The organism is Chryseobacterium sp. JV274 (assembly GCF_903969135.1).
Taxonomy (GTDB): domain Bacteria; phylum Bacteroidota; class Bacteroidia; order Flavobacteriales; family Weeksellaceae; genus Chryseobacterium.
Map to the genome: position 1 here is coordinate 1,621,576 of NZ_LR824569.1, position 14,419 is coordinate 1,635,994.

General features: G+C 34.7%; 14 protein-coding genes. 8 read left to right on the forward strand and 6 right to left on the reverse strand.

Annotated elements, in window-relative coordinates:
* Nucleotides 1-24: 24 nt before the first annotated feature.
* Nucleotides 25-582, forward strand: coding sequence for a hypothetical protein (locus CHRYMOREF3P_RS07515; protein ID WP_149831954.1), 558 nt, complete (start codon nt 25-27; stop codon nt 580-582).
* A gap of 7 nt (nt 583-589) precedes the next feature.
* Here CHRYMOREF3P_RS07515 and CHRYMOREF3P_RS07520 read toward each other — a convergent pair whose 3' ends face one another.
* The 3 genes from CHRYMOREF3P_RS07520 to CHRYMOREF3P_RS07530 are packed head-to-tail and all read right to left on the reverse strand — an operon-like array spanning nt 590 to nt 1,621.
* Entirely contained in the window at nt 590-832 is a 243-nt protein-coding gene (locus CHRYMOREF3P_RS07520) for a hypothetical protein (protein WP_149831953.1), read from the reverse strand.
* 2 nt (nt 833-834) lie between these two features.
* On the reverse strand, nt 835-1,365 hold the full coding sequence (locus CHRYMOREF3P_RS07525) for a hypothetical protein (protein WP_180564302.1): 531 nt from the start codon (nt 1,363-1,365) through the stop codon (nt 835-837).
* Nucleotides 1,328-1,621 (reverse strand): hypothetical protein, encoded by a 294-nt coding sequence (locus CHRYMOREF3P_RS07530; RefSeq protein ID WP_180564303.1) that lies wholly within the window; start codon nt 1,619-1,621, stop codon nt 1,328-1,330. Before CHRYMOREF3P_RS07530 ends, CHRYMOREF3P_RS07525 begins: the two co-directional genes overlap by 38 nt.
* 229 nt (nt 1,622-1,850) lie before the next feature.
* Here CHRYMOREF3P_RS07530 and CHRYMOREF3P_RS07535 point away from each other — a divergent pair, with 229 nt between their 5' ends.
* The 5 genes from CHRYMOREF3P_RS07535 to CHRYMOREF3P_RS07555 all read left to right on the forward strand — a co-directional run bounded on the left by CHRYMOREF3P_RS07535 (nt 1,851) and on the right by CHRYMOREF3P_RS07555 (nt 4,888).
* Nucleotides 1,851-2,414, forward strand: coding sequence for a hypothetical protein (locus tag CHRYMOREF3P_RS07535; RefSeq protein ID WP_180564304.1), 564 nt, complete (start codon nt 1,851-1,853; stop codon nt 2,412-2,414).
* Nucleotides 2,404-2,949 (forward strand): DUF4468 domain-containing protein, encoded by a 546-nt coding sequence (locus CHRYMOREF3P_RS07540; protein ID WP_180564305.1) that lies wholly within the window; start codon nt 2,404-2,406, stop codon nt 2,947-2,949. Before CHRYMOREF3P_RS07535 ends, CHRYMOREF3P_RS07540 begins: the two co-directional genes overlap by 11 nt.
* 176 nt (nt 2,950-3,125) lie before the next feature.
* Nucleotides 3,126-3,584, forward strand: coding sequence for a Panacea domain-containing protein (locus CHRYMOREF3P_RS07545; protein ID WP_180564306.1), 459 nt, complete (start codon nt 3,126-3,128; stop codon nt 3,582-3,584).
* Nucleotides 3,571-4,125, forward strand: coding sequence for a hypothetical protein (locus tag CHRYMOREF3P_RS07550; RefSeq protein WP_180564307.1), 555 nt, complete (start codon nt 3,571-3,573; stop codon nt 4,123-4,125). Before CHRYMOREF3P_RS07545 ends, CHRYMOREF3P_RS07550 begins: the two co-directional genes overlap by 14 nt.
* Before the next feature lie 154 nt (nt 4,126-4,279).
* Nucleotides 4,280-4,888, forward strand: coding sequence for an NUDIX hydrolase (locus CHRYMOREF3P_RS07555; RefSeq protein WP_180564308.1), 609 nt, complete (start codon nt 4,280-4,282; stop codon nt 4,886-4,888).
* Between the two features lie 166 nt (nt 4,889-5,054).
* On the opposite strand, the gene CHRYMOREF3P_RS07560 is transcribed toward CHRYMOREF3P_RS07555, so the two are convergent.
* The gene (locus CHRYMOREF3P_RS07560) at nt 5,055-6,326 is read right to left on the reverse strand and encodes a UDP-N-acetylmuramoyl-tripeptide--D-alanyl-D-alanine ligase (RefSeq protein ID WP_077418445.1); all 1,272 of its coding nucleotides are present in this window, start codon (nt 6,324-6,326) and stop codon (nt 5,055-5,057) included.
* Between the two features lie 153 nt (nt 6,327-6,479).
* Nucleotides 6,480-8,081 carry a gliding motility lipoprotein GldJ gene (gene gldJ / locus CHRYMOREF3P_RS07565; RefSeq protein ID WP_077418444.1) on the reverse strand — a complete coding sequence of 534 codons (1,602 nt, stop codon included), beginning with the start codon at nt 8,079-8,081 and terminating at the stop codon, nt 6,480-6,482.
* A 164-nt stretch (nt 8,082-8,245) separates the two neighbouring features.
* Between gldJ and porU the strand changes: the two genes are divergently transcribed.
* Together porU and porV are read left to right on the forward strand one after the other, a co-directional pair.
* Nucleotides 8,246-12,148 carry a type IX secretion system sortase PorU gene (porU, locus tag CHRYMOREF3P_RS07570; RefSeq protein WP_077418442.1) on the forward strand — a complete coding sequence of 1,301 codons (3,903 nt, stop codon included), beginning with the start codon at nt 8,246-8,248 and terminating at the stop codon, nt 12,146-12,148.
* Nucleotides 12,149-12,207: 59 nt separating this feature from the next.
* Nucleotides 12,208-13,371 (forward strand): type IX secretion system outer membrane channel protein PorV, encoded by a 1,164-nt coding sequence (gene porV / locus CHRYMOREF3P_RS07575; RefSeq protein WP_047378455.1) that lies wholly within the window; start codon nt 12,208-12,210, stop codon nt 13,369-13,371.
* A 143-nt stretch (nt 13,372-13,514) separates the two neighbouring features.
* Here porV and blaCHM read toward each other — a convergent pair whose 3' ends face one another.
* A complete protein-coding gene (blaCHM, locus tag CHRYMOREF3P_RS07580) occupies nt 13,515-14,273 on the reverse strand; it encodes a CHM family subclass B1 metallo-beta-lactamase (protein ID WP_180564309.1) in 759 nt (252 codons plus the stop codon).
* Between the last annotated feature and the right edge of the window lie 146 nt (nt 14,274-14,419).

Genomic DNA, 14,419 nt, shown 5'->3' on the forward strand with positions numbered 1-14,419 from the left:
ACCATCTAATATTTATACAAATATATGAAAAAAGAAGAAAATACAAACGCGGTATGTATATTACCGGATATTAATTTAAGGATTAAAGAACTTATAACTGAAAAGACTTTTGGAAACACTGCTGCTTTTGCAAGAGAAATTAGTGAAAATCTAAAGAAGAAAACTAAAGGAGAAAAAACCATAAGTCAACAAAGTGTTGATAGGCTATTTAAGATTGACAAAAGAGGTAATATTGACAAATATCCAGAACCGTCAAAAGCAATTATAGATAGTATTCTTGACACATATAATGTATCAAAAAAATGGCTTCTATTGGGCGAGCTGCCTATGTATAACCAATCAGAAAAAGAAAATACACCCACAAACTTAAAAACAGATAATAAAGCAGTTAAATCAGATTCTAATTTTGACACCCTATTATCAGAAGTAAAAGAATTAAAGAAAAGCCTAGAAGCACAAAAAAAACAGAACGAAGATCAAGCTAAAGCAATTATTGAATTTATAGAGAAGGAAAGAATAGCGGTTTCGGATCTAATTCTAGATCTTAAAAATAGTTTAACGCAAAAAAAGGAGAAAAGTTAAGCTGTATTTAATTAAGATTAAACTTAACTAAAAATATCTCTCTTCGGAACCTTTCAAGTGTTTCGTCAATATCCATATTTTGCAATATATCAATATCATATTTCTCAAATTTAAATATGACTTTTTTAATTTTAGTCATTATTATTTCATGATTATCAATATACTCTTCGGATTCAATCAATTTCTTTCGAAACATTCTCCTGTTTTTTTCAAGCAGCTTCTCTAAAAGTAAATAATCGTAGCTTTTCATCTTTAAATCTGGTGTTTGTTGGATTTTAACTGCTCGTTCTCTTGTTTTAATCTTTTTATTTCTTCTTTTAAGTCATTTTTAAAATGATCAGAAGCATTTTCGTCCAGCCTTAGCCATCGTATGTATTTTAAAAGCCACATATATAAAAGAGCCCCTGCGGCTGAGACAATAAAAAAAGTCCAACTATTTACTTTTAAGAAATCAACTTTTCCTCCTAAAATAGGAGAAAAATATACAGTGCCACTATAAAAAGAGGTCAATAGAGGAAAAAAATAAAGTTTAGGGTTAGGCCTAAATGATACAGCTAGTAGTATTAAAGCGGGAGAAATAAACAACGTAACAAGCCAAATATCTACCGTAACAAGCACTCCTTGTGAGTCCTTTAAAGTGTCCATTCCAGGGACATATCTTTTAAAAACAACATCTATACAAGGTAAAATGGCCGATACTATTAAAAGAACCGACCCTATTTTTGCAGATTTTGATTTTTTGATTTTATTTTCTTGGAGGAACGTCTTTTGGATCTCCTTCATTTCCTGGATCTAGATTTGTATCCGGATCATCTGCCATAGTTGCGTTACCACTTTTCACAATGATAGTATCACTGACTGCTTGTGGTTCAGCATCACGACTTTCAGTACCAGATTTGTTTAACTTAAATTTTTCTTGGTTACTCTTTTTAACTGATTCTATTGCATCTTCCCTCACCTCTTCATCACGATCAGAAGAACATGAATTAATTAAAATTGTAGCAGCAACTCCTGCAATAATTAGTTTTAGTGTTTTCATTGTTAATCATTTATAAATTAAACTCAAAAATACTAATTATATAGTGATGCTAATTACTTATTAACTTCATATCCTTGTTACGAATATAATATATTATTTCAATAAACAATGATTTTTACACATGTATAGCAAATCTTTTTTCTCACACAATACGTATTTATACGGATTTATTACGGGTATCCGTAAAATGTGAATATTTTTTAATTTTTATATTTGTGAAAAATTAATCATGAAACTTTCAATTATAATGTTGTTACTATTTTTGTTAAATACTCAAATAGTTAAATCACAAACATTTTCCTCTGTTGATCAATTGTCAAGCTATGTGGGAAAAAAGTTTTCAGATCTAGAATCAGGTTTAAGTATTAAAAGTAATTATAAAACAACGTCTTTAGGTATTGAACGCCGTTCTTATGATTTTGAAACATACTCGGTGATAGTCTCAGAATCTGACGACATTAAAACAATACAAGAAATATCTATTTATACAAATAAAATAAAAAACATTCAGGAGATATGGTACAACATAGTTTCCGAAATGAACCGTAATAAAAAGTATGAATTTATCAAATCATTTGTGGCAGATCGTGATGATAAAATAACTACAAATAGGCTTGATTACCAACAGCTCATTACTTTGTTACGCAAATCCTTCAAATCAGATGAATGGATCTATGAGGCTAAATATAAAAACAAAGATACTTATTATCTCATATCTTGTTCCCCTGTCAGTGTTGATATAAAAATACGAAACACACCTTTCGAAAAACAATCTTATGAAAATGAAAAGTAAAATAATAGTTATAATATTTTTAGTAACTACTTCCTTTTTTTCAGCTCAAGAATTAAAATATGAAGAAGTCGTGCCGGTTGATTCTACAGTGACAAAACAGGAGTTATACAATAGGGCGAGAGATTGGATTACAAAAAGCCTGAAAGATGACGGAGAAGTATTTACAATTGAAGATAGCAATGAAGGAGAAATAACAGGCGGTGGAAAACTGAGATATTATACAAAAAAAATATATGTTGGTGCTCTGTGTACTATAGGATATGTAAATTTTAAAATAAACATATACTTAAAAAATGGTCGCTATAAATATATTATTCACTCATTAGTTCATGAGGGCACTAACTGCAGGCCAAAAAGTGCAATAAATTATGGGCCGTTAACCACTAATGATAAACCCGACAAAACCAATGATGTTTTTCTGAGAAAAGGTCCATGGAATGACATAAAAGAAAAAACTGATGAAAAAATTAAATTGTTAATTTCCGATTTAAAAGAAGCAATGAATAAAAAACATGAGACATCCAACAACTGGTAAAAATAAAGCCCCAAACGGGGCATCTTTTATTATACGACGTGTTTTGTCGTAATGCTTTGTGATATTTGTTGAAAAGTAATAAGTATCAAATGTTCGTTTTTTTGAAGAAATAAACTACTTTTGCAAACTTTTTGCTTTTTGAGCTAATAATTGTATCTTTAAAAAAAATAAATGCTATGTATAACTGCTTTGATGTTGCAAAACAATTTCTAAAGTTAGCTAAAGAAGATGGACAGGTTCTTGAGCCAATGAAGCTTCTTAAGTTAACTTACATTGCACATGGTTGGTTTCTTGGCTTTTACGACAAACCTTTGATAAAAAATAGTGTTCAGGCTTGGAAATACGGCCCTGTAATCCCTGAATTATATCATGTTACAAAACGATTTGGACATAGCAATGTTGATATTGAAATTGTCGATCTGTATTCAGAAAATAAATTATCAAATGAAGATAAAGCTTTTTTAAAAACAATTTGGAACGCCTATAAAGGATTTACAGGTCTACAGCTTTCAACTAAAACTCATATGAATAACACTCCATGGAAAGAAGCTTATGACCCAAAAGTGTACCACAAAGTTATTAGTAACGAAATAATTAAAGAGCACTATAAAAAACTAATTGATGAGCGAAGATAATACAACGCCAACTAACCATGAAAACCCGACTCCAGAACAAGTAAGTGAATTCTTCAATGAATTTAATCCGGAAGACGAAACTCTTGGAGAAGAAGAAATTAGTGAAGCATCAGGAGAACTAATTGTAGAGTCTGACACTTCTACAGATTCCAGAGATTTTATTAAACACGAGGAATTAAGATTGAAAGTTTTAGAGTTCAAGTTGAAAAAGAAGACTCAACTTAAAGAAAGTCATTCAAAATTTAAGGATAAAAAAAATGAACGAAGACTAAGAAAGGAAAATGCAAAAAAGGCTTTTTGGTTCTCCAGTATATGGGCCGTTTTTATTGCTTTTTTTATACTATTACACGGTTTTAAAGTTTTTAAAATACCACTTCTATTTAAGACCGTTGAATTAGAGTTTAAAATCTCAGAAACTGAATTTATGTTTGTATGTGGAACTTTAACAGCATCAATCCTAATATTCTACTTAACAGTTATTAAAAATTTATTTCCAAATAAGATTGAAGAGAAACAATCTTCAGTAAATAAAGAAAACTAAGGCCTCATTACGAGGCTATTTTTATATCTATTTTTTTATATTTGCTGAATAATTGTAGTAAAAAAATAGTAAAAAACATAGTAAAAATGACATTTTTTCATGTTTTTAAAAATCACAAACTACTGATTATCAATTATATTTAATTTCAAGTAAAATGTATAAAGTTTTTGTCAACGAAAAAAAATTATTGATATCTAAGCATCCGGAAGCTCTTGAAAAAAAGCTTGAGTATGAAAATTATACAACTTTAGAGATCGCTTTGGATCTTCTGGAGAATACTTCTGTGCAGGAACTTAACGTATATGGAGAGAATTTGGATGAAATATGGCAGGAATTCCAGAAGCTTTTCAGAATTATAGAAGCAGCAGGAGGCTTAGTTAATAATCCAGAAGGTAAAATCCTTTTCATTAAAAGACTTGGCAAATGGGATCTTCCGAAGGGTAAAATGGAAAAAGGAGAATCCAGAGAAGAGTCTGCAGTACGGGAAATAGAAGAAGAAACCGGTCTGAGTGATGTAGAACTTGTAAAATTCATCAATACCACTTACCATATCTATATAGAAAGAAATGGTGAGAAAATTTTAAAATGTACCCATTGGTTTGAAATGAACTTTGACGGAGAAGACACTTCCAAGCCGCAAATAGAAGAAGGTATTACTGAAGTGGCCTGGAAAACAACAGCAGAAATTGAGGATGAAGTTTTCCCAAGTACCTTCAAAAATATTATACTGATTGTACAGGAATTCTGGGACTTGAAGAAATAAGTAGTAGGTCTGGAAGCTGGAAGAGTGAAGCTGGAAGTTACTATCCGGCAATCCACTTTTTCGGGGATCATTTAACAATGAAGTTTATAAAGTTGAATAAAAAAGAGAATACTCTTCACTTACCTTCAGGATCTTCCCTCTCCCAGCCTCCAGCTTCCTTACTCTGTTAAATAAATTCGATCAGCTTCTCGAGAGCAATTCCCCTGGAGCCTTTCAGCAATATATTTTCAGAGTGAATTTTGTTCTGTTTTAAATATTCTATCAGGACTGTTGTATTTTCAAAAGCAAGATCTGAAGAATTAACCTCTTTAAAATGCTTTCCTACCGTGATAATTTCATTGAAGTTAAGTTCCTGAGCCAGTTTTAAGATGTTCTGATGTTCTTTCTCACTTTCATCACCCAATTCCAGCATATCCCCAATAATAATGGTTTTACTGCCCTCAAAACTGATGAAATTATTCAAAGAAGCGGTCATAGAGCTCGGGTTGGCATTATACGTATCCAGAACCAAAGTCTTACCCTCTTTTTTCACCACCTGAGATCTCATATTGGTAGGCGTGTACAATTCCAGCGCATGTTTTATTTTTTCAAAACTGATTCCGAAATGAAGCCCCAGGCTTGCCGCTGCACAAAGATTGGTGAAATTATATTCTCCAGTCAGTTTTGAAACTGCTTTTACTCCCTGATAAGTCAATCCTACAAAATGTTCTGCAGAAAAAGATTCAAAATTGTAATCTGATGTCTCTTTTCCAAAAGTAATTTTAGGTAAATAATTTTCAGTTTTTTCTACCTGAATAGGATCATTTTCATTAACAAGAACAGTTCTGTTATCATTTTTAAGATAGTCATAAAGCTCAGACTTTCCTTTAATCACCCCTTCAAAACCTCCGAATCCTTCTAAATGGGCTTTTCCGAAATTGGTAATATATCCAAAATCGGGTTGAGCGATGGTACACAGGAATTCAATTTCTTTCTGATGATTAGCTCCCATTTCAATCACAGCCATTTCATGTTCCGGTTTAATGGAAAGAATTGTCAAAGGAACTCCTATATGGTTATTCAGATTTCCAAATGTATACTGTACATTATATTTTTCTGAGAGTACAGCATGAATCAATTCTTTAGTCGTCGTCTTCCCATTACTTCCTGTAAGCCCAATAAAAGGAATGGTAAGCTTGCTTCTATGATAAAGAGACAATTGCTGTAAAAACTCAAGGGTAGATGGAACATAGAAAATATTTTTATCTCTGTTTTCAAACTCCGGAAGTTCAACAATTACGGCCAAAGCTCCATCATCTATGGCTTTTTCCGCTAATGTAGCTGCATTGAAATTCTCACCGGAAAAGGCAAAGAAAATATCATTCTCTGCTATTTTTCTGCTATCGATGGTCACTTTTGCAGCCTGCAGAAATAAAGGATAAAACTGTTCTATATTCATGTGGAAATATATATTTTTTAAAAAGAGGTCATATGCAATCGCCAAATCTATATGAGTATTTTAGACTTTTTAACCAAAGCGATTTCATGGTTCAAAAATAAAAAAACCTTCCGAAAGTTCGGAAGGTTTTTTATAAGTATTTTTTGATAAATATTATCTTCTAGTTCTACCCTTATCGTTAGTTCTGGCATCCTGTGCAACACGGAATCCTACCCAACCATAAGCTCTGTTTTGATTTTTATATCTTCTTTGTCCCGGATCCAGCCAATATGCTGTATCCTGCCAAGAACCACCTTTTACAACTCTAACCTCGTTAGAAATTCCTGAAGTTCTGTCTTTGGTATCTTTTTGTAGTTTCACTCTACCAGCTCCATCTACAACAAAGCTTTGTTTAGGAGCATTGTACATATCGAACCCAGCAGCAGAATCAGAAGCTCTGTAATATTCTAAAGAAGATTGTCTGTCACCATCTCTGTAGTTTCTGTAATCAGCGATAGTTTGTCTTTCGAATTGTCCAGGAAGTCCTTTGTAAACTAATCTTCCGTCAGCCAAAGTATCATATTTGATAGTACCTTCGTCGATCATTTTATAAGTTCCGTCACCGTTTCTTACGATAGCCTGAGGCATGTTTCCTCTATAGTAGTTGAAATCACTGTAATCTTCATCAATGATTGGTCTGTACACATCCGCAGTCCATTCTGAAACGTTCCCGAACATACCGTATACACCAAGATCGTTAGATGGATACTTTCTTACATCAGAAGTCTGTGCAGAACCGTCATTCTTCCATCCTGAAATCCCTGAATAGTCACCTTTACCCATTTTGAAGTTTTCAAGGAACATTCCTCTGTCTCTTCCTTTGGTACCTCTTAGTCTTTCGATTTCAGGTTTTTTTCCTAGGTATTGGTTATATTCTCTGGTTTTTGCCATACCAAGAGCTGCATATTCCCATTCAACTTCGGTAGGAAGTCTGAACTTCTGTACCATTGCAGAATTTGGAGCTCTGTTAGCTGCAAGCAATCTCTGGTTTGTAGTTTTCATACCAGTTTTTTGCTGCATTCTTTTTTCATTAATATATCCTTGCATTTCAGGATCATTCGATTTGAATTTATCCATGTTGAATGCAGTTCCTCCCTGGTTGTTGGATTCGTTGATATACAAATCTTTGGCAATAATACCAGACTGCATCAAAGCTTTTTCATTCGCTCTATCTGTCAGCCATTCACAGTATCTGTTTGCCTGAGTCCAGGAAACTCCTACCACCGGATAGTAATCAAATTCCGGAGAACGCAGATACGTTTCATTATAATCGTTTCTTGCTAATTTGTTGTCCCACAATAAGGTATCCGGTAATGCACCGTTATAGATTTCCTTAAAACTAGGATCACTTGGTGGGAATACATACTTCAACCATGTCAGGTATTCGCGGTATTCGTAGTTAGTAATTTCTGTTTCTCCGATAAAGAATGAACTTACCTGCATCCTGCGAGGCGTGTTATTCCAATCGTGCATAACATCATCTTTCACTAATCCCATTGTAAAAGTTCCACCTTCTACATATACCATTCCAGGCCACCCCTTCTGCTTTTGTTGCTTTCCTGCAAAAAACCAACCTTGTTTTTCGTTTGGTTTCCAACCCGTTTTACTGACAAATTTTTTGGTACCGCCACCTTTGCTGGTTCCTGATCCGCCACAGCTGGTTAATGCAAGTGTAGAACTTAATGCTATTAATGAAAACAACTTTAGTTTTTTCATAGTCGATATAAATATTTTCAAAGTACAAAGAAAAAATAAATTATTCAATAAATCAAGTAAACATTTGATTTTTTTGAAAAACGTTAACAATTTAATTTTATTGTATCGCAATTTAATTCTAAAATTTTCATTTATTTTGTAATTTAGCAATTTCAATAGTAAACATGAAACGAAAAATTACGCTTTTATCTTTAATCGCTTTTGCATCAACACTTTACGCCCAAAGAAACACCATAGAATGGAATGGATCGAAAATTCAGGATTTTGGCGACACAAAATTAAATCTTCCTAATTTTAAAAATGAGGGTTTTTCTTTCAGCCAAAATAATGTTTTTATAGTAACCAAGCAAAAAATCGGAGAAAAGCAGCTTAAAATTTCAGATCTTGTCTGGGAAAGCGTTCCTACTCAGGATTTATTTGAGTTGGATAAAGGAAGACTCCCTGATTATGATGTAGCAGATGTTTCTTATTATAATTTAGATGGAGACAGCTATGCCAGTATCAGTGTTGCTTTGTTTAAAAATGTAAAAGGCCGTGTTCAGAGATTATCTTCGTTTAATGTTTCAGAAGCCTCTTCATTTGTAAATACTACAGGAACTGTTAATAAGATAGGAACAACCGGCAACCCATTATCAAGTGGTAACTTTTATAAAATAAAAGTTGACAAATCCGGTGTATTCAAAATCACATCCCAGTTTTTAAAAGATAACGGAATCAATCCCGGCTCTGTAAATCCTAAAAATTTCAGAATTTATGGAAACGGAGGGGTACTGCTTCCTGAATATAATCAGGATGCAAGATATGGAGCTTTACAGGAAAATGCCATTCAGGTAGTAGGTGAAGATGACGGGGTATGGAACGATAATGATTATGCTCTTTTCTATGCTCAGGGTCCTGATGGATATAACCTTTACGACACTTCCAATGGAAATGGTTTTAAAAGAAAAGATACCCGGTTCAGCGAAAGAAGTAATAACGTTAAAAATATATATGAAGATTTTTCTTATTACTATATCAACTTTGACAAAGGTTCAGGGAAGAGAGTTCCAACTGTTGATGGAACCCTTCCTGCCCAGCTGATTACAAGATATGACAATTACCAGGTGATCAACAAGGATCAGAAAAACTTGTTGAAAGTAGGAAGAACCTGGGTGGAAGACACTCCTTTCAGCAATGAAAAAACAATAACACTTTCCACCAACTCGCCAATACAGGCCGGTGATGTTATACGATACAGAACTCAGGTGGTAGCTTATAATTCGCAACAGAATACGATTGATTTTAAGATCAATAATTTAAATCCGCATCCACTGCAAACGATTCCTACAGATACTTCATCTTATCAGTATACCTTCTACCCTGTAACCTATTCCGGAACGCTTACCAATCTTACCGGAAATCAGATTACAATGGTTTTGAATCCTGATATTTCTAAAAACCCTAACGGAACTTTCTATTTTGATTATGCAGAAGTTCAGTACAAAGAAAATCTTGCGTTCAATGGTTCACAGATGAACTTCAGGGATTATTCAATTGTAAGTGGAAGTAATACAGATTACGGATTCAGCATTACCAATGCGGCTAATATAGAACAGGTATGGGATGTAACGGATATTACCAATGCCAGCCGAAGAGTGAATAAAGCCGGAGCCGGCGCTTTCAACTTTGCTTATACAGCTGCTGATCAGAATTTCAATAATGAATTTGTGGCATTCCGTGCTGATGCGGCTTTCAGCCCACAGTTTGTAGGAAGAATTTCCAATCAAAATCTTTCTGCCTTACAAAATATAGATTACCTGATTCTGACGGTTCCTGAAATGATGGGCCAGGCACAGAGAATTGCCAACTATCACCAGACTGCTCATAATTATAATGTAGAAATTGTAGACGTTAACAAAATCTATGAAGAATATGGCAGCGGAAGTAAAGATCTTACGGCTATAAGAGATTTCGTCAGCAAACTCAATACTCCTCTTGGCAGACTTCAATACGTATTTATCCTGGGTGATGCTTCATTTGATTATAAAAACAGAGTTCCCAATAATACAAACGTTGTTGCCAGCTACCAGAGTGAACAGTCTTCAGATTACGTATCCTCATTTGTAACGGATGATTATATTGTAATGACCAAACCGCAGACCACATTGTTAATTGAAAATAATTTACCGGATCTGCCTGTGGGAAGAATTCCTGCTGCAAACGCAAGTGAAGCTGGAGATATGATCAATAAAACATTGGCTTATTACAACAAACTTCAGGGGCAGTCAACTCCTTTCGGAGACTGGCGTATGCGACTTGACTTTGTAGTGGATGATAATGATGAGGGAGGAGGTCCGTTTCATAATGTAATGAACAGTTCTCTGGCCGGCATATTTGAACAACCGGGACAGACGGAACTTAAAGAATATAATGTTAAAAAGTTATATATGGATGCCTTTACCGCTCAGAGTACCTCTGGAGGTCGAAGATATCCACAGGTAAACCAGGCTATTTCCAATGCTATCGGAAACAGTTTATATCTGTTTTATTTCGGACATGGAGGAATCAATGGCTGGGCACAGGAAAGAGTATTAACAACTACTGAGGTTCAGAATGCCAATAACTTCTCTAATGTATACAGCAGATTCCCGTTTGTTTCTACCATCACATGTGAATTTACATTATGGGATGAGCCTGCAACCAATTCTGTAGGGGAACAGTTTATCAAAATGAAACAGGGAGGTGCATCAACAATGATTACTTCCAGCCGTGCTATTGGTGTAGATTACGGACGTGATTTCACGAATACATTTACCCAGAATATTTTTAAACTAACGAATGACGATTTCAATACGTTAGGAAATGCCCATTTACTGGCTAAAAAACAGAAGGGACCAAACAATAACCATTTAAAGGTAAACTTCCTGGGTGACCCTGCTATGAAATTAAGCAGACCTCAAAGACTTCTTACCATTGATAATATTGAAACTCCGGTTCCGGGACTGATCAGAGGATTGGATTTCGTGAAAATAAAAGGACACATCAATAATCCGAACGGAACATTGAACAATACCTTCAACGGGAAAGTCAGCATCAATATTTTTGATAAGAGATTAAATAAGAAAACATTAAATAATACCGGTGTTTTATCTCCGGTTTTAGATTATACAGAGGAAGGAAGTGCTATTGTAAAAGCTGCCGGAACTGCTGTAAACGGAGTATTCACTGCAGAATTCTATGTTCCTAAAGATATCAACTATGCGGTGGGACAGGGAAGAATTTTAGCCTATGCAGACAACAAGTCAACGGATGTTTTCAACAACCAGGCGGTGCAAGTAGGTGATATCAACCCTAATGGAATCAATGACAGCCAGCCTCCAAAAGTAAAACTGTATATGAATAACACCAACTTTGCAGATGGTGGAATTACCAACCAGAATCCTATGCTTCTTGCCTGTCTTACAGATGACACAGGAATCAACTCTACAGGTTCAGGGGTAGGTCACGATATTACCACGTACCTGGACGGGCAGATTATCAATACCGTTGTTTTAAATGATTTTTACTCTGCAGGAGAAGGAAACGGATGTTTAAATCCAAGTCTTGCTGACTACCAAAAAGGAAATGTAACCTATCCTTTCAGAAATTTAGCGATTGGACAACACCAACTGACATTTAAAGTTTGGGATATAAACAATAATTCTACATCTGCTACGTTAAATTTTGAAGTTAAAGATGAATCTGACCAACACCTGACGATCAACCGTCCGCTGAACTGGCCAAATCCATTTACAAATAAAACCTATATTCAGTTTGAACACAATTGTGATGATATTCTGGATGTGAACGTACAAATTTATACTATAACCGGAAGATTGGTAAGAACTTTATCGCAGCCGGTAGTCGCAGAACCTTTCCTACAGGGCTTTAGAACCCCTCGTCAGGCAATAGAATGGGACGGAAGAGATGATTTTGGGTCAACAGTAGCAAAAGGTACGTATATTTTTAAGATATTTGCAAAAAGTCAAAATCAAGAAAAATGCAAAGGAAGTGCTACAGCTGTAGAAAAAATGGTACTTTTGAAATAATTAAATAATACATAGACAATAATATTAACAAAAAACTGATAATATATAAAAGACAACATATGAATTTAACTACTAAACTGCTTTTAGGATTTGGTTTGAGTGCTGGTTTTTTAGGCTATTCGCAAGATTTAGGTAAAGTAAACCCAGTTCTTACCGGAGCTCCTTTCCTAAGAATTGCGCCTGATGCGAGATCAGGAGGTATGGGAGATCAAGGGGTGGTAACCTCTCCGGATGCATTTTCACAATTCTGGAATGCGGCTAAATATCCTTTCAGCAGAACAAGTTCTTCCGTAGGTCTTAACTATACGCCTTACATGGGGAAACTTACCAATGATGTATTCTTATTATATGCTTCGTTCCATAAGTTTTTGGGGCAGGAAGAGAGATCTACAATCTCTGCAAGTATCTATTATTTCAACATGGGACAGGTAGACCTGACTCAGTTGGTAGGTACAGAAATTGCATCAATGGGTACATCAAAACCAAACGAATTCTCAATTGACGTTGCTTATGCTTTGAAGCTTTCTGATTCATTCTCTGGTGCTGTTACCGGTAGATTTATCCGTTCAGACTTAGCCGGAGGATTCAACACAGACACTACACTTAAAGCAGCAAACAGTTTCGCAGTAGACGTTTCAGCATACTATACCTCACCAAGATTCTCCAGTATCGGAGGATATGATGGTAAAGTGAATGCAGGTTTAGCTATTCAGAATGTAGGTCCGAAACTGGATTATACAGGAAATGAAGAGTCAAGATCTTATCTTCCTACAATGGCAAGATTAGGAGTTGGGTATGACATGTACCTGGATGATATGAACAGAGTTGGAATTTCTGTAGAAGGTTCAAAACTTTTGGTTCCCGGATCTGAATATGCAGGAATTGATCCAAATACAAGACAGCCTATTTATCAAATCCCGAATGTAGGGCCAATGGCTGGTATTGGAAAATCTTTCAAAAATAAAAACAGTATCATGTACAGTGGTGCTTTAGAATATTCTTATGACAATGCATTTTCTGTAAGAGGAGGTTACTTCCATGAAAGTGAAGAGCAGGGAGCAAGACAGTTTGCTACAGCGGGTGTTGGTTTAAGATACCGTTCTTTCGGACTTGATCTTTCTTACCTGATCAACATGTCTAAAATCAACAGTGCATTGGATAACACGCTTCGTTTCGGTCTTACCTGGAACATCGGAGAAGAAACATCCAACAACGATCGTTAAAAAAAGCTACAGCTATATAAAAAAAGCCTCATACATTGTATTGAGGCTTTTTTATATCAATTGTGAAGGGGTCAATCCGCTTCACTTGTCAATTTCTTTTATACTACAATCATTCACCATTCACTTTGCGAAGCAAAATTTCACTATTGACCTTTAAATAATGTAATGGTATACTCAAGAAGTCTCCCATCTCCATAATCTCCATGTCCCGGAACTACAATTTTCACGTCGGGATATTCTTTTTTTACTTTTTCAATGGTATTTGACCACGCAGAGACATTTGCATCTCCTAAATATCCTTTGCCCGCCTCAAGCTCTTTCAACAAACAACCTCCAAACAGAATATGTTCACTTGGGAAATATCCAACAGTATTATCTCTTGTATGACCTTCTCCGAAATACTTAGCAATAACACCCTTATCACCCACTTTCAGAATCACAGAATCATTAAAACTGTTTTCAGGGACAACGAAATTGTTTTCTTTGGCTAGTTCGATTGTTTTAGCATTGGAATAAGAAGGAATATTCTTTTTATGAAAGGCCAGCAATCCTCCTAAACTATCATCATGAAAATGAGTGGGAATCACTGCATTGATTTTCGCATGAAGTTTTTCATTGATCCATTGTATCAGCTCATCTGAACCTGTATCATTAGTAGGTGTATCAAAAACAATAGTTTCATTATGGTCTTTTACAATCAATCCGTTACAGGGAACATTCCCGAAATCATTGGTCTGCTTAAAAGAAGTATGAATAAATGTGTTTTCTGAAATCTGGGTGATGATCAGAGTTTTTGATTCATAAATTTTCTTTGCCTTAAAACTGCTTTTCTTCTGTGAAATACAGCTTAACATGATAAAAGAAAACAAAATGGCTAATATATTTTTACTGATGATCTTCATAAAATGATAATTTAAGCTTGAGATAAGCTAAGGTAAGAATTCGTGGAACAAGATTTGTTAGCTGTTGTGTTAAAAATAACCAATTATGAGTTGTGAATCATTCATATGTTTCTTCTGTCAATTTATTTTTAAATAGTACTACAGCT

Excerpts from the sequence above, each read along its gene's own strand:
- CHRYMOREF3P_RS07515 (WP_149831954.1), top strand. The coding sequence starts at position 25 with ATGAAAAAAGAAGAAAATACAAACGCGGTATGTATATTACCGGATATT.
- CHRYMOREF3P_RS07520 (WP_149831953.1), bottom strand. The coding sequence starts at position 832 with ATGAAAAGCTACGATTATTTACTTTTAGAGAAGCTGCTTGAAAAAAAC.
- CHRYMOREF3P_RS07525 (WP_180564302.1), bottom strand. The coding sequence starts at position 1,365 with ATGAAGGAGATCCAAAAGACGTTCCTCCAAGAAAATAAAATCAAAAAA.
- CHRYMOREF3P_RS07530 (WP_180564303.1), bottom strand. The coding sequence starts at position 1,621 with ATGAAAACACTAAAACTAATTATTGCAGGAGTTGCTGCTACAATTTTA.
- CHRYMOREF3P_RS07535 (WP_180564304.1), top strand. The coding sequence starts at position 1,851 with ATGAAACTTTCAATTATAATGTTGTTACTATTTTTGTTAAATACTCAA.
- CHRYMOREF3P_RS07540 (WP_180564305.1), top strand. The coding sequence starts at position 2,404 with ATGAAAAGTAAAATAATAGTTATAATATTTTTAGTAACTACTTCCTTT.
- CHRYMOREF3P_RS07545 (WP_180564306.1), top strand. The coding sequence starts at position 3,126 with ATGTATAACTGCTTTGATGTTGCAAAACAATTTCTAAAGTTAGCTAAA.
- CHRYMOREF3P_RS07550 (WP_180564307.1), top strand. The coding sequence starts at position 3,571 with ATGAGCGAAGATAATACAACGCCAACTAACCATGAAAACCCGACTCCA.
- CHRYMOREF3P_RS07555 (WP_180564308.1), top strand. The coding sequence starts at position 4,280 with ATGTATAAAGTTTTTGTCAACGAAAAAAAATTATTGATATCTAAGCAT.
- CHRYMOREF3P_RS07560 (WP_077418445.1), bottom strand. The coding sequence starts at position 6,326 with ATGAATATAGAACAGTTTTATCCTTTATTTCTGCAGGCTGCAAAAGTG.
- gldJ (WP_077418444.1), bottom strand. The coding sequence starts at position 8,081 with ATGAAAAAACTAAAGTTGTTTTCATTAATAGCATTAAGTTCTACACTT.
- porU (WP_077418442.1), top strand. The coding sequence starts at position 8,246 with ATGAAACGAAAAATTACGCTTTTATCTTTAATCGCTTTTGCATCAACA.
- porV (WP_047378455.1), top strand. The coding sequence starts at position 12,208 with ATGAATTTAACTACTAAACTGCTTTTAGGATTTGGTTTGAGTGCTGGT.
- blaCHM (WP_180564309.1), bottom strand. The coding sequence starts at position 14,273 with ATGAAGATCATCAGTAAAAATATATTAGCCATTTTGTTTTCTTTTATC.